14 protein-coding genes, 1 rRNA gene and 1 pseudogene are annotated in these 13,397 nt (G+C 66.0%); 9 read left to right on the plus strand and 7 right to left on the minus strand.

Annotated elements, in window-relative coordinates; translation table 11 throughout:
• On the plus strand, positions 1 to 133 hold a 133-nt coding region (locus tag ISF28_RS29870), incomplete at its 5' end, for an IS3 family transposase (RefSeq protein ID WP_198120819.1).
• A 96-nt stretch (positions 134 to 229) separates the two neighbouring features.
• Here the strand turns inward: ISF28_RS29870 and ISF28_RS29875 are convergent.
• From ISF28_RS29875 to ISF28_RS29885, 3 genes are read right to left on the minus strand one after another with little or no spacing between them, the layout of a single operon-like run.
• On the minus strand, positions 230 to 1,798 hold the full coding sequence (locus ISF28_RS29875; protein ID WP_198120820.1) for an ammonium transporter: 1,569 nt from the start codon (positions 1,796 to 1,798) through the stop codon (positions 230 to 232).
• 10 nt (positions 1,799 to 1,808) lie between these two features.
• Complete coding sequence (locus ISF28_RS29880; protein ID WP_166862551.1) at positions 1,809 to 2,147, minus strand: P-II family nitrogen regulator; 339 nt, start codon at positions 2,145 to 2,147, stop codon at positions 1,809 to 1,811.
• A gap of 12 nt (positions 2,148 to 2,159) precedes the next feature.
• Positions 2,160 to 2,906, minus strand: coding sequence for a TorF family putative porin (locus tag ISF28_RS29885; RefSeq protein ID WP_198120821.1), 747 nt, complete (start codon positions 2,904 to 2,906; stop codon positions 2,160 to 2,162).
• A 268-nt stretch (positions 2,907 to 3,174) separates the two neighbouring features.
• Here ISF28_RS29885 and ISF28_RS29890 point away from each other — a divergent pair, with 268 nt between their 5' ends.
• Positions 3,175 to 3,423, plus strand: a complete 249-nt coding sequence (locus ISF28_RS29890; protein WP_198120822.1) for an accessory factor UbiK family protein — start codon at positions 3,175 to 3,177, stop codon at positions 3,421 to 3,423.
• 143 nt (positions 3,424 to 3,566) lie between these two features.
• Here the strand turns inward: ISF28_RS29890 and nirK are convergent, their stop codons facing one another.
• Positions 3,567 to 4,967 carry a copper-containing nitrite reductase gene (nirK, locus tag ISF28_RS29895; protein ID WP_198120823.1) on the minus strand — a complete coding sequence of 467 codons (1,401 nt, stop codon included), beginning with the start codon at positions 4,965 to 4,967 and terminating at the stop codon, positions 3,567 to 3,569.
• 229 nt (positions 4,968 to 5,196) lie between these two features.
• On the opposite strand from nirK, the gene ISF28_RS29900 reads away from it, so the two are divergent.
• Positions 5,197 to 6,159 (plus strand): transporter, encoded by a 963-nt coding sequence (locus ISF28_RS29900; RefSeq protein ID WP_198120824.1) that lies wholly within the window; start codon positions 5,197 to 5,199, stop codon positions 6,157 to 6,159.
• Between the two features lie 15 nt (positions 6,160 to 6,174).
• On the opposite strand, the gene ISF28_RS29905 is transcribed toward ISF28_RS29900, so the two are convergent.
• Complete coding sequence (locus ISF28_RS29905; RefSeq protein WP_198120825.1) at positions 6,175 to 6,471, minus strand: hypothetical protein; 297 nt, start codon at positions 6,469 to 6,471, stop codon at positions 6,175 to 6,177.
• A 140-nt stretch (positions 6,472 to 6,611) separates the two neighbouring features.
• Between ISF28_RS29905 and ISF28_RS29910 the strand changes: the two genes are divergently transcribed.
• Positions 6,612 to 8,138, plus strand: a complete 1,527-nt coding sequence (locus ISF28_RS29910; protein ID WP_198120826.1) for a YifB family Mg chelatase-like AAA ATPase — start codon at positions 6,612 to 6,614, stop codon at positions 8,136 to 8,138.
• A gap of 8 nt (positions 8,139 to 8,146) precedes the next feature.
• Here the strand turns inward: ISF28_RS29910 and ISF28_RS29915 are convergent, their stop codons facing one another.
• Positions 8,147 to 9,106, minus strand: a complete 960-nt coding sequence (locus ISF28_RS29915; protein WP_198120827.1) for a GlxA family transcriptional regulator — start codon at positions 9,104 to 9,106, stop codon at positions 8,147 to 8,149.
• Between the two features lie 253 nt (positions 9,107 to 9,359).
• Between ISF28_RS29915 and ISF28_RS29920 the strand changes: the two are divergent.
• From ISF28_RS29920 to ISF28_RS29940, 5 genes and pseudogenes are all read left to right on the plus strand, one after another.
• Positions 9,360 to 9,887, plus strand: a pseudogene (locus tag ISF28_RS29920) (SDR family oxidoreductase); the annotation flags it as partial.
• A 47-nt stretch (positions 9,888 to 9,934) separates the two neighbouring features.
• Positions 9,935 to 10,450 carry a hypothetical protein gene (locus ISF28_RS29925; RefSeq protein WP_198120829.1) on the plus strand — a complete coding sequence of 172 codons (516 nt, stop codon included), beginning with the start codon at positions 9,935 to 9,937 and terminating at the stop codon, positions 10,448 to 10,450.
• Between the two features lies 1 nt (position 10,451).
• Positions 10,452 to 11,192 carry an ABC transporter ATP-binding protein gene (locus ISF28_RS29930; RefSeq protein ID WP_198120830.1) on the plus strand — a complete coding sequence of 247 codons (741 nt, stop codon included), beginning with the start codon at positions 10,452 to 10,454 and terminating at the stop codon, positions 11,190 to 11,192.
• Positions 11,189 to 12,730, plus strand: a complete 1,542-nt coding sequence (locus ISF28_RS29935; protein ID WP_198120831.1) for a hypothetical protein — start codon at positions 11,189 to 11,191, stop codon at positions 12,728 to 12,730. The genes ISF28_RS29930 and ISF28_RS29935 overlap by 4 nt, the downstream gene beginning before the upstream one ends.
• 69 nt (positions 12,731 to 12,799) lie before the next feature.
• On the plus strand, positions 12,800 to 13,138 hold the full coding sequence (locus tag ISF28_RS29940; protein ID WP_198120832.1) for a DUF1840 domain-containing protein: 339 nt from the start codon (positions 12,800 to 12,802) through the stop codon (positions 13,136 to 13,138).
• 157 nt (positions 13,139 to 13,295) lie between these two features.
• Here the strand turns inward: ISF28_RS29940 and rrf are convergent.
• Positions 13,296 to 13,397, minus strand: a 5S ribosomal RNA gene (gene rrf / locus ISF28_RS29945); the annotation flags it as partial.

Here is a 13,397-nt window from a genome sequence, read left to right on the forward strand (position 1 = left end):
CAAATTCGACAGCATCGATGCGTTACGGGATGGTTTGGCCGATTACATTCACTATTACAATCACGACCGCATCAAGCTCAAACTAAAAGGGCTGAGCCCTGTGCAATACAGGACCCAGCCCTTGGCTACCTAGCAAACTAACCGTCCAACTTTACGGGGTCAGTTCAAGAAGGCGCTTTTTTGAAAGCGCACAGAAGGCGCTTTTTTGACCGACTTGTCAGCTCGACAATCAGGAGTGGTACGCCTGCTCGCCGTGGCTCGTGATGTCCAGGCCTTCGCGCTCTTCGTCCTCGGGGACCCGCAGGCCGACGACGACGTCGACGATCTTGTAGGCGACGAACGAAACGATCGCCGACCACGCGATGGTGGTGCCGACGGCTTCCGCCTGCACCAGGACCTGGTGGGCGATCGAGTACGGATCGGCGGACATCTTGTTGGTGACGTAGTCGAAGATGCCCTGGCCGCCCAGTTGCGGTGCCGCGAACACGCCGGTCAGCAGCGCGCCCAGGATACCGCCCACGCCGTGCACGCCGAACACGTCCAGCGAGTCGTCGGCGCCGATCATGCGCTTCAGGCCGTTCACGCCCCACAGGCAGACGATGCCGGCGACGAGGCCGATGACCAGCGCGCCCATCGGACCCACGTAGCCGCAGGCCGGGGTGATGGCGACGAGGCCGGCGACGGCGCCCGAGGTGCCGCCCAGCATCGACGGCTTGCCCTTGGTGATCCACTCGCCGAAGACCCACGACACGGTGGCGGCGGCGGTGGCCAGCAGGGTGTTGACGAAGGCCAGCGCGGCGACGTCGCCCGCTTCCAGGGCCGAGCCGGCGTTGAAGCCGAACCAGCCCACCCACAGCAGCGAGGCGCCGATCATGGTCATGGTCAGCGAGTGCGGGGCCATCGATTCACGGCCGTAGCCGACGCGCTTGCCGATCACGATTGCACCGACGAGGCCGGCGATAGCGGCGTTGATGTGCACCACGGTGCCGCCCGCGAAGTCGAGGGCGCCCTTCTGCCACAGCCAGCCGGCCTTGGCGGTCTCGGCGTCGATGGTCGCGGCGGTGATGGCGTCCGGACCGGTCCAGAACCAGACCATGTGCGCGATCGGCAGGTAGGCGAACGTGAACCACAGCACGACAAACAGCAGCACTGCCGAGAAGCGGACGCGCTCGGCGAAGGCGCCGATGATCAGGCCGCAGGTGATGGCCGCGAACGTGCCCTGGAACGCCACGTAGACGAATTCAGGAATGACGACGCCCTTGCTGAACGTGGCCGCCGTCGAGAACGCGCCCTTGGCCGGATCCCAGATCCCGTTCAGGAACAGGCGGTCGAAGCCGCCGATGAACGCGGTCTTTTCCGTGAATGCCAGCGAATAGCCGTACAGGCACCACAGGACGATGATGACGGCGAAGATCATGAAGACCTGCAGCAGGATGGACAGCATGTTCTTCGAACGGACCAGGCCGCCGTAGAACAGGGCCAGGCCCGGGATCGTCATCATGATCACCAGCAGGGTGGCGACCATCATCCAGGCGGTGTCGCCCTTCTGCGGCGTGGGTGCCGCGGCGGGTGCGGCCGGCGCGGCGGCCGGTGCGGCAGCGGCCGCGGCGACAGGCGCCGCGGCGGCCGGTGCTGCGGCGGTATCGGCGGCCGGCGCGCTGGCGGCCGGCGTTGCCGCGGCAGCGACCGCAGGAGCGCCTGCCGGTTTGGCGGCGTCCTGGGCCATGGCCGGCGCGGATGCGGCCAGCGCCACGGCGACGGACACGCCTGCGATCAGTTTTGTGATGGTATGGATCATCGGATTCCCCTTACAGCGCTTCGTTGCCGGTTTCACCGGTACGGATACGGACGACCTGCTCCAGGTTGGAGACGAAAATCTTGCCGTCGCCGATCTTGCCGGTGCGGGCGGCAGTCTGGATGGTGTCGATCACCTGGTCGACGATGGCGTCGTCGACCGCTGCCTCGATCTTGGTCTTCGGCAGGAAATCGACCACGTATTCCGCACCACGATAGAGCTCGGTATGGCCCTTCTGGCGGCCGAAACCCTTGACTTCGGTCACCGTGATACCCTGCACGTTGATCTCGGAGAGGGCTTCACGCACCTCGTCGAGCTTGAAGGGTTTGATGATGGCGGTGATCATTTTCATGTGATTGCCTCTTCAGAAAGTTTTTGAAACAGTGAGCAAGGCCGCGGACTTGCCCAGGTTTTCCGCAGACGGGCTCAGGTAGGCGCTGGTGTCGGCCTTGATCCAGGCCAGGGCCACCGAGCAGACGCCCAGGTCCTTGGTCACGCCGAGCTTGTAGTCGGTGTACGAGAACGCCCCGTTATGGCGCACGTTCTGGCGGCCGGCATGCAGGTTCAGCGTGAAGCCGTTGCCGACGTCGACGTTGGCGCCGATGTCCAGGTAACCGCTGCCCTTGCTGTCGGCCGTGCCGAACAGGTTCGTCAGCGAATGCGAGTACTTGACGTAGGCCGGGCCGTACCCAAGCTGGCCATACAGTTCGAACGTGTTGGCGTTCGGGTGCAGGCCATTGTTCGGGTAGAAGTAGTACAGGCCGCCGACGTCATAGGAGATGTCGCTGGTGAGGTTGCCGCGCTTGCCGCCGTACAGGTCCCACTCGACGTCGCCGCTGCCGCCCAGGTCCTTGGTCCACTTGATCGTGGACAACCAGGTGCCCGCGTACAGGCCGGTCGGGTTGTGCGTGTAGTCGGCGCCGCCCTGCAGCGCGGGATCGAGGCGGGACTGGGAGATGCCGCGGTAGCGATAATCGGTCGTCACCGCCGCGTTGAAACTCACTTCGTTGTCCGGCTTCTGCTCTTCGGCGCCGGCCAGCCCGATGTTGAGGCTCCACAAACTGACGGCCAGTACTGCAACGTGGGACCAATTGCTGTTACGACGCTTCATACGACACTCCCTTGGTAGTTGAACATATTCTCGAGTTGCGGTTTACAATCGGGGATTGCGACCTCGTTATGGTTTATGGTTGATTAGCAGGATGCGTGCCACCCCTCCCTGGACGGGTGCCGGCTTGTTTTTCGCGCCTTACGCCCCCACTTTTTTGATTTCCAAAATCAAACGAGACCAGGATGCGTGCCCCATCTCGGTGCACGCACCAATTCAGGTACATACGCACCGCCTTGGTGCGACGCGCCGACTCAAGGAATAGTGTGAAATGAATAATTTTTTTAATGACTTGCAGGGCAAGCTCAACGAAGTCTTCGAAAACTCGCCGGCCAAGGACATCGAACGCAACGTCAAGGCGATGATGACCCAGGGGTTTTCGAAGCTGGACCTCGTGACCCGCGAAGAGTTCGACGTCCAGGCCCAGGTCCTGGCGAAGACGCGCGCCAAGCTCGAAGCGCTCGAACTGCGCGTGGCCGAACTGGAAGCCAAACTGGCAACGGCCGATTCCAAGGCCTGAGCAGCCCGGGCGCCTTGCGCGCCCACGACCTCCTCCGCCATGCCCCGCCTGCCGCAACCGCAACCATTCACGTGCCCGTAAACGACAAGGCCGCGCCGCACCGGTCAAACCGGTGCGGCGCGGCCGCGTGTGGCACTAACCGATCAATGGCCCGACGGGGCGTCCGGCGTACTGGCGGTCCGGAACACGGCCGGGTTCGGATCCCCCGTCACGTACAGGAAGCCCGCCAGCCCTTTTTCCATCCTCGACAAGGCATGGTCGACCAGAATATAGCGTCCGGGTACGTCGACCTTGAATTCCACCATCGTCGCGCCGCCTGGTGCCACGCTCGTCGTCTGCACGTTGCGTAGCGGCGGCGACAACAGGTCGCCCAGGTTGTAGACGCGGTCGAAGATTTCGCCGATGACGTGGAAACTGGAGGTGAAGTTCGGCCCGCCCACGCCAAAGAAGATGCGCACGGTTTCGCCGACCTTGGCTTCCATCCGGTAGGTCTTCGTCAAGGCATTGTGGTTGCCGTTGAACACCAGGTGCTCGGGGTGCTCGTTCAGCAGTTTTTCCAGCGAAAACTCGTTCTCGCCCGTCGAACCGTGCCGTTGCGCCGTGTACAGCTCGCCCTGCATCACGTAGAACTCGCGGTCCACCTTGAGCAACCCGCCTTCCGGCTCGACGAGGATCATGCCGTACATGCCGTTCGAAATGTGCTGCGCGACCATCGGGGTGGCGCAGTGATACACGAACAGGCCCGGATTCAGCGCCTTGAACGTGAAGCCCTTGGTGTTGCCCGGCGCGGCCTGCATGACGGCCGCGCCGCCGCCGGGGCCCGTGACCGCGTGAAAGTCGACCGAGTGGATCATGTGGCTGTCCTTGGCGTTGGTCAGGTCGACGTCCACGGTGTCGCCGACGCGCACGCGGATGAACGGGCCCGGCACCTTGCCGTTGAAGGTCCAGTACTTGTAGGTGGCGCCGTCCGTCAGCTGGCCCATCACCTCGGTGGTTTCGAGCGAGACCTTGAGGTGCTGCGGCGCGCGCTTACCGATCGGCGGCGGCAGGTCGTGCGGATCGCGCGAGATGTCCGCGGCCTTGGGCGCGGCGTCGACGGCGGCGCCGTCGCCCACGACGATCTTGCCGATCATGCCCGCCTGAGCGTGGCCGGGCAAGGAACAGATGTAGTCGAACACGCCCTTCTTCGTCGCGCGGAAGACGACGGTCGTGCTGGCGCCCTTGTCGTTGAGCTGGTTCGACTTGACGCCGAAATCGGCCACGGTCAGGTCGTGCGTGGCGCCGTCGCCGTTGACCAGGTTGATCTGCACGACCGCCCCGACGGGCACGTTCAGCGTGGGATTGGCCTTGCCCGCGATCTTGCCGGCATCGCCCATGAAGACCAGCTTGCCGTCGGCGATGTCGGTACGGAGGGTGAACGTGACGTCCGCAACGTTCTGCACGGCCGTCGGGTGGAGATGCTCATGCTGGGCATGGGCGGGCGCCAGGAAAGCCAGGCCCAGCAGGAGGGCGGCGATCAGCGCGGGCATCGTCTTTTGTTTCATTTTTTCACCTCGATCGTTGTTTGGACTTGCTGAGAAAAATCTTACGTGGCGCCTTCCCGTTTCCTGGATGAAGTAGATCAAGCATTTAGAAAACACCACAAAAATGTCCTCGCCATAAGCAATCGATATGTCATTCGCCTCAGCCTTGATCTGGGTCATTCGAAATCGATGTGCTCCGCACCTATGCTGTTCTCCAGCACAAGACGATTCGAATGTTGATGAGGAAAAAATGAAGACCTGCCGTTTGCACCTGGCCGCGGCCCTCGCCGCCCTGTTCCCCGCCCTCGCCCACGCCAGCTGCGGGGCCGCTTTCTGCACCGTGAACACGAACTGGACCACGCAGAGCGCGCTCGCCGCGCCCGGCTCGGCCTTCGACGTGCATTACGAATATCTCGACCAGGACCAGCCCATGAGCGGGGGCGACAAGGTCGCGGTCGGGCAGATCCCGCACCACCACGACGAAGTCGCTACCGTGAACCGCAATCTCGTCGCCACCTACAGCCGCGGCTTCGGCAACGGCTGGGGCGTGACCGTCAGCGCGCCGGTCGGCGACCGCGACCACCGGCACGTCCACAACCATCATGGCGAACAGATCGGCGAAACCTGGTCGTTCACGGAACTGGGCGACGTGCGCGTCGTGGGCCGCTATCAATTGGCCGCGGGTGGCGACCTGCTGAATCCCACCGACAGCGGCGTGACCTTTGGACTGAAGCTGCCCACCGGACGCTTCACGGTCGCCAACGACGACGGCGAGCGGGCCGAACGCAGCCTCCAGCCAGGCACCGGGACGACCGACCTGGTCCTGGGCGCTTACCACCATCAGCGCCGCAACGCCAGCGACGCAGCGTGGTTCGTGCAGGCCCAGTACCAGCATGCCGTCGACAGCCGCGACGGCTACAAGCCCGGCGCCCAGTTCAGCGCCGACGCCGGCGTGCGCAAGGGTTTCGGCCCGGGCTTCGGCGCGCTGGTGCAATTGAATTTCGTGCACAAGCGTGCCGACAGCGGGAGTGCGGCCGAGCCGGCCGACAGCGGCGGCCGCTACCTGTTCCTGAGCCCCGGCCTGTCCTATGCGGTCAACGGCCGGCTGCAGGTCTATGGCTTCGTCCAGCAACCGCTGGTGCGCCACGTGAACGGCGTGCAGCTGACCGCGAATCGTGCCTTCCTGGCCGGGCTGTCCGGCCAAATCTGGTGAATTCTGTAAATTCCTTCAGTGCGCGGTGCCGCTCATCAGCAAGCGCCAGACGCCATACAGCGCGGCCCCGCCCAGGCTGACCGCAAGCACGCTCGCAACGACCCAGCCCATCGGATTGGCCAGCCCGGCACTGTCCGCGGCAAAGACCAGAGCGCACACCAGCGCCACCTGCGCGATCCACACGGCCCGCAACGGCCGGAACGCGCCCAGATCCCCGCGCCGCCACAGGCGCAGCGCCACCCAGGTCACGGGCCCGCACAACAGGCAGAACAGGACCGCGAGGGCGAGCAGGGTGAGTATCAGTCTGGGCATGCTTGGTTTGGAGAAAGACCGGGTCCGCTACATTACCAGAGCCCATGCGAAAAAAGTTCGGTGCCTACGCCTGTCCCCTCTCAACAGGCATCGGCTCCGCTTGCCTAAGATGGGCCTCGTTCACTGATCAAGGAGCCCGATTGAGCCTCGCCGTCCTCAGGAGCCGCGCCCTCGCCGGCATGGAAGCACCCGCCGTCAGCGTCGAGGTCAACCTGGCCAACGGCCTGCCGGCCATGCACATCGTCGGCCTCGCGGACGCCGAAGTGCGCGAGTCGAAAGACCGCGTACGCGCGGCGCTGCAGAATTCCGGCTTCGAGGTTCCGAGCCGGCGCATCACCATCAACCTCGCGCCGGCCGAACTCCCGAAGGAATCGGGACGGTTCGACCTGCCGATCGCGCTGGGCATCCTGGCCGCGTCCGACCAGATCCCCGCCGCGGCGCTGGACGGCTACGAATTCGCCGGCGAGCTGTCGCTGTCGGGCGAGTTGCGCCCCGTGCGCGGCGCGCTGGCGATGAGTTTCGCCATGCTGCGCCGTCACGCACGGGACGCATCGCCGGCGCGCGCCTTCGTGCTGCCGTGGGCGAACGCGGACGAAGCGGCCCTCGTGACGGACGCCGCCATCTATCCGGCCCGCTCGCTGGTGGAGGTGTGCGCGCACTTCGCCGCCAAGGCCGACGATGCGCGGCTGGTCCGCTACCGCCCCGCGCCGTCGGACGATCCGCCCGTGTACCCCGACTTCGCCGACGTCAAGGGCCAGCAGCAGGTCAAGCGCGCGCTGGAAGTGGCGGCCGCGGGGCTGCATTCCGTCTTGCTGATCGGGCCGCCGGGCGCCGGCAAGAGCATGCTGGCGTCGCGCTTCCCCGGCCTGCTGCCGCCGATGTGCGAACAGGAAGCGCTGGAAACGGCCGCGCTGCAATCGCTGGCCGGCAGCTTCGCCATCGAGCGCTGGCGCAAGCGGCCGTTCCGCAACCCGCACCACACGAGTTCCGGCGTGGCCCTCGTCGGTGGCGGGCCGGTGCCGCGGCCCGGCGAGATCTCGCTGGCGCACCACGGCGTGCTGTTCCTCGACGAGTTGCCCGAATTCGACCGCAAGGTCCTGGAAGTGCTGCGCGAACCGCTGGAAACGGGCGGCATCACGATCTCGCGCGCCGCCCGCCAGACCGACTTCCCCGCCAATTTTCAATTGATCGCCGCGATGAACCCGTGCCCGTGCGGCTGGCTGGGCCATCCGTCGAGCAAGTGCCGCTGCACGCCGGACGCCGTCCAGCGCTACCAGGACCGCATCTCCGGTCCCCTGCTCGACCGCATCGACATCCAGGTGCCCGTCGCGGCGATGGCGCCGGACACGATGGCGCAACTGGCCGACGGCGAACCGAGCGCCGCCATCGCGACACGCGTCGCGTGCGCGCACGCGCGCCAGCTGGCACGCCAGGGCAAGGCCAACCAGAAACTCACGACGCGCGAGATCGACGCCCACTGCCGCCTCGACACGGCCGCCGAACGCCTGCTGGGCGACGCCATGCAGCACCTGCACTGGTCGGCGCGCGCCTACCACCGCGTGCTCAGGGTGGCGCGCACGGTCGCCGACCTGGGCGATGCCGACACGGTGCAGGCCATCCACGTGGCCGAAGCGATCCAGTACCGGCGCGGGTTACGCGACCACTGACGCAGGGATCAGGCGAGCCCCGTCGACTGCTGTTCGCGTGCCGCGCGCTTGATGGCCTGCGGCGGCTGGCCGAAGGCGCGCAGGAAGGCGCGGCGCATGCGCTCGGGATCGGAAAAACCGGTCTCGCGCGCCACCACGTCGATCGAATGATTGCTGCCCTCGATCATGGCGCGTGCCGCTTCCACGCGCAGCACCTCGATCGCGCGCGCGGGCGACTGGCCCGTCTCGATGCGGAAGGTGCGGCTGAACTGGCGCGTGCTCAGGTTGGCCGCCTCGGCCAGCTCGTCCACCGACAGCGGCTTGCGCAGGTGGGTCTTGGCGTAGGCCAGGGCCTGCTGGATGCGGTCGGACTTCGGCTCCAGCTCCAGCAGGGCCGAGAATTGCGACTGGCCGCCGCTGCGGCGGTGGTAGACGACCAGCTTGCGGGCGATGTTGCGCGACAGCTCCACGCCATGGTCGCTCTCGACGAGGGCCAGGCACAGGTCGGCGCACGCCGTCATGCCGGCCGACGTCCAGACCTTGCCTTCGTTGATGAAGATGCGGTCTTCCTCGACCCGCACCTTCGGGTACATGCGCTGCAGGTCGCGCGCCAGCGACCAGTGCGTGGTGGCGCGCTTGCCGTCCAGCAGGCCCGCTTCGGCCAGCAGGAACGCGCCCGTGCAGATGCTGCCCACGCGGCGCGCCTGCGCACCAGCCTGGCGCAGGATCTCGACGAAGCCCGGCGACGACGGGCGGCGCGGCACCATCTGTCCCGCCACCAGCACGGTATCGTAGTCGTAGCGCGTGACGGCCTCCGTCAGCACGTTGATGCCCGATGAACTCGTCATGGCGCCGCCGTGCTCGGAGACAATCGAGACTTCGTAACGCGGTTCGTCGGACAGGACGTTGGCGAATTCATAAACGGTCGTTGCCATCAGATCCAGGGCCTGGAAGCCGGGCGGCAGCAGGAGTCCGATTCTGCGTTTCATGTTGTCCTCAGTGATATTGGCTGGCCGGATGGGCCGGTTGTACAGCGTCTGCTGCAGTGCATGATGGTAATCATACGACACCAGGCTAGCCCCAGCCAAAAACAACTGACAAGGTAGATAGGAAGCGGCATATATGTGCTTACACACATTTTGACCTGATTCGAGGGTTTCTCGTCATTCAAGACAGAAATGTTTGCGCCAACATAGAGCCCTGAAGACAACACCTTCACCTCGCAAACAACTGGAGAACACCATGCAATTGACTGACAATACCATTTTTATCACCGGCGGCACCTCGGGCATCGGCTGCGGCCTGGCGGAGGCTTTCCACAAACTGGGCAACCAGGTCATCATCGGCGGCCGCCGCAAGGCCCTGCTGGACGAGGTGACGCGCGCCAATCCCGGCATGCGCGCCGTCGAACTGGACATCGCCGATCCGGCCAGCATCGAACGCGCTGCCGCGACGTTGATCGCGGACTATCCCAAGCTCAACGTCCTGATCAACAATGCGGGCATCATGCCGTTCGACGATCTCTCCGGCCCCGTCGACGACGCCACGGCCGTGTCGACCATCGACACGAACCTGCTCGGTCCGATCCGCATGACGGCCGGCCTCGTCGGGCACCTGAAGCGCCGGCCGCGTGCGGCGATCGTCAACAACACGTCGGTACTCGCCTACGTGCCGCTTGCCACGAGTGCAGTGTACTCGGCCACCAAGGCCGCCCTGCACTCCTGCACGCTGTCGCTGCGCTTCGTGCTGCGCGGGACCAACGTGACGGTGACGGCCGGCCTGTTTCCCCGTGGGGCAAGCCCTGTTACCATGACGTCATGACAAGACGACTCTTCGTGGTTTCCGTGGCCGCAGCGCTGTGCCTGCTTACGGCCTGCTCCCCCAAGTACAACTGGCGCGACTATGCCAGTCCGGACGCGCCCTACCGCGTCATGTTCCCGGCCAAGCCGAGCACCTTCACCCGCAACATCGACCTGGACGGCATGCAGGTGGCGATGACGATGACGGCGGCCGAGGTCGACGGCGCCACGTTCGCCGTCGGCGCGGCCGAAGCACCGGACACCGCGCGCGCCCAGGCCGCGCTGGAAGCGATGCAGGTCGCGCTGGTGCGCAACATCGGCGCCACCGTCACGAGCAGCAAGGCGACGGCAAGCGAGGACCGCGCCACGCGCGACGTCGACGCCACCGGGACCCGCCAGGGCGTCCCGATGCGCCTCGCCGGCCATTTCGAATCGCGCGGCAAGCGCTTCTACCAGGTGATCGTACTCGGCAAGACGCAGGCGCTGCCGGCCGAGCAGGTCGAACAATTCCTCACCTCCTTCAAACTGCCCTGACATGAACACCGATTCTGCCGCCCTGCGCGTACGCGGCTTGCGCAAATCCTTCGGCCGCCCGGCCGTCGACGGCCTCGACCTGACGGTGCGGCGCGGCGAACTGTATGCCCTGCTGGGCCCCAACGGCGCGGGCAAGACGACGACGCTGCGCATGGTCACGGGCCTGCTGGCCCCCGACGACGGCACCGTCGAAGTGCTCGGCATCGACATGGCGCGCGACCCCACGCGCGCCAAGCGCGGCATGGCTTACCTGCCGGACGATCCGCTGCTGTACGGGAAACTCAAACCGACGGAATACCTGGAATTCGTCGCCGGCCTGTGGGGCATCCGCGCGCAGGACGCCGAACCGCGCGCACGCCACCTGCTCGACTGGCTCGACCTGGCGCGGCACGGGGACGAACTGACGGAGGGATTTTCGCGCGGGATGAAGCAGAAGCTGGCGCTGGCCGGCGCGCTGATCCACGAGCCCGAGCTCCTGATCCTGGACGAACCGCTGACCGGCCTGGACGCCGCTGCCGCGCGCCAGGTGAAGGACCTGCTCGTGTCCCACGTCGAGCGGGGCGGGACGGTCATCCTGACGACGCACATCCTCGAAGTGGCGGAACGGCTGGCGCAGCGCATCGGCATCATCCGCCAGGGCCGCCTGATCGCCGAGGGCACGCTGGCCGAACTGCGCGCACGCACGCAGGGCGGCAGCCTGGAAGACGTGTTCCTGCAACTGACCGAGGGACAGGCAGGATGAGTGCCGCGCCCGGCAGCATCCGCTGGCTGCTGAACCACGAACTGCGCATGGCCTGGTATGGCATGGGCATGGGCGTGGACAAGGCCGGCAAGCGTCGTCCTGCAAAAGGCAACGTCGTCATCTGGGCCGGCGCCGCGATCGCACTGCACGTGATCGCATTCGCCATGCTGTGGTCACTGGGGAACGACGGCATGAACGACGGGACCCTCATCGTTCCCCTCACCGCCATGGCGCTCGTGTGCGCGACCTTCATGCTGTCGAGCGCACTGACGGCGTCCGTGACGGCATTGTTCGAGCGCGGCGACCTGGACCTGCTGCTGTCCTCGCCGCTGCCCTCGCGCAGCATCTTCGCCGTGCGCCTGCTCGGCGTCGCGGTCGTCACCGCGATGCCGTATCTGTGCCTGGCGGGGCCCTTCGCCAACGTTGCACTGGTGCTGGGGCATCCCGGCTGGCTCGGCCTGTACGTGGTGATCTGCGCCGGCGCCATGCTGATGGCCTGCACCGGCATGCTGCTGACGCTGGCCCTCGTGCGCCTGCTCGGCGCGCGCCGCACGCGCGTCGTGGCCCAGGTCGTGGGAGCCATCGCCGGCGCGTTCATCTTCCTGTTCTCGCAGGCGTACAACTTCACACGCCACGACGGCAACACCGGACCGCGTCTCCTCGGCATGCTCGCCAACCAGCACCTGTTCGGTCCACACAGCGCGCTCTGGCTGCCCGGCCGCGCCATCCTCGGCGCCCCCGTGCCGCTGCTGGGCGCCGCCCTGCTCGCATCGCTCGCGTTCGTACTGACGGTGGGCCGCACGCACCGCTTCTTCGTGCACGGGCTGCAGCAGGCGGCCGGCATCGGCCGCGTGCGAGCCCGGCCCGCCAACGCCCTGCGCTTCCATTTCCGCGGCAGCCTGTTCGACACCGTCGTCGTCAAGGAGTGGCGCCTGATCGCGCGCGACCCGCACCTGATCGCGCAGGCGCTGCTGCAGCTGATTTATCTCGTGCCCATCCTGTTCCCGATCCTGCGCGACGGCGTGGCCGGTCCCGCGCTCGGTGCCGCCCTCACCCTGCTGTGCAGTTCGCTGACCGGGAGCCTGACCTGGATCGTGATCTCGGCCGAGGACGCGCCCGACCTGCTGCTGTCGGCACCGGCGCCCCGTCGCATCCTCCAGCTGGCCAAGCTGGCCGCGGCCACGATGCCGCCCCTGCTGCTCATCGCGCTGCCGCTGCTGTGGCTGATCGTGCGCGCGCCGCTGTCGGGCCTGCTCTTCGCATTCACCGTCAGCGCGGCCGTGCTCAGCGCCGGCCTGATCGTGCTGTGGACGGGGCGGCCGGCGCCGCGCAGCGATTTCAAGACGCGCGCGAAGGGAAATTTCCTGAGCACGGCGCTGGAAATGACGAGCGGATTCTGCTGGGGTGGACTCGGCTGGCTGCTCGTCGCACTGGCCACGGAGGGCGCCGCCTGGATGGTGTTCGCATCCGCCGCTGTGCTGGCGGCGGCACTGGGGCTGTTGCTGCTGGCCTGGCAGCAGCGGCGCCGCACCACATAACGGCGCCGCAATGATCTCCAGGCGCCACTCGTGTTATCGTTTGGTTACTGCCGTTTGAATGAGACAACTATGTTAATCACCTTTAAATCCAAAGCCTACCCCAACGTCATGATGTACCAGGATCACGCCAAGCGGATCCTCGACCTCCTGCACAAGGACAGCGACCGTGGCGTCATCACCGCCGAGGAAGCCGGCCGTGCGGTCAATCTGCTGGAAAACGAGATCGAGGAAAGCCGCAAGCACCAGGCCACCGACGAGATCGAGGAAGACGTCAAGGCCCATCCCGGCGAACAAAATACCGAACACGAGGCAATCCAGACGGTGACGTTCTCGGCCCGTGCCTTCCCGCTGCTGGAAATGCTGCGTGCCGCGCGCGACCAGCAGACCGACGTGCTCTGGGGCGTCTGACTTCCAACATCGTCTGGTTGGCGCCAGCCGGCACGGGTACCGGCGCCTGCGGTTCATACGGCAACTGCAGGGCCGCGATAATGCTCGTGCCCATTTCGCGCGGGCCAAAAGCAAAAAGCCCGCTCAATCTGGATTGAGCGGGCTTTTCTAATAACTAGCCTGACGATAACCTACTTTCACACTGGTTGCAGCACTATCATCGGCGCAAAGTCGTTTCACGGTCCTGTTCGGGATGGGAAGGGGTGGTACCGACTTGCTA

Origin of the sequence: Massilia rhizosphaerae (assembly GCF_016093545.1) — a bacterium.
Taxonomy (GTDB): Bacteria; Pseudomonadota; Gammaproteobacteria; order Burkholderiales; family Burkholderiaceae_D; genus Telluria; species Telluria rhizosphaerae.

Coding starts and splice junctions, on each gene's coding strand:
- ISF28_RS29875 (WP_198120820.1), bottom strand. CDS start 1,798: ATGATCCATACCATCACAAAACTGATCGCAGGCGTGTCCGTCGCCGTG.
- ISF28_RS29880 (WP_166862551.1), bottom strand. CDS start 2,147: ATGAAAATGATCACCGCCATCATCAAACCCTTCAAGCTCGACGAGGTG.
- ISF28_RS29885 (WP_198120821.1), bottom strand. CDS start 2,906: ATGAAGCGTCGTAACAGCAATTGGTCCCACGTTGCAGTACTGGCCGTC.
- ISF28_RS29890 (WP_198120822.1), top strand. CDS start 3,175: ATGAATAATTTTTTTAATGACTTGCAGGGCAAGCTCAACGAAGTCTTC.
- nirK (WP_198120823.1), bottom strand. CDS start 4,967: ATGAAACAAAAGACGATGCCCGCGCTGATCGCCGCCCTCCTGCTGGGC.
- ISF28_RS29900 (WP_198120824.1), top strand. CDS start 5,197: ATGAAGACCTGCCGTTTGCACCTGGCCGCGGCCCTCGCCGCCCTGTTC.
- ISF28_RS29905 (WP_198120825.1), bottom strand. CDS start 6,471: ATGCCCAGACTGATACTCACCCTGCTCGCCCTCGCGGTCCTGTTCTGC.
- ISF28_RS29915 (WP_198120827.1), bottom strand. CDS start 9,106: ATGAAACGCAGAATCGGACTCCTGCTGCCGCCCGGCTTCCAGGCCCTG.
- ISF28_RS29925 (WP_198120829.1), top strand. CDS start 9,935: ATGACAAGACGACTCTTCGTGGTTTCCGTGGCCGCAGCGCTGTGCCTG.
- ISF28_RS29930 (WP_198120830.1), top strand. CDS start 10,452: ATGAACACCGATTCTGCCGCCCTGCGCGTACGCGGCTTGCGCAAATCC.
- ISF28_RS29935 (WP_198120831.1), top strand. CDS start 11,189: ATGAGTGCCGCGCCCGGCAGCATCCGCTGGCTGCTGAACCACGAACTG.
- ISF28_RS29940 (WP_198120832.1), top strand. CDS start 12,800: ATGTTAATCACCTTTAAATCCAAAGCCTACCCCAACGTCATGATGTAC.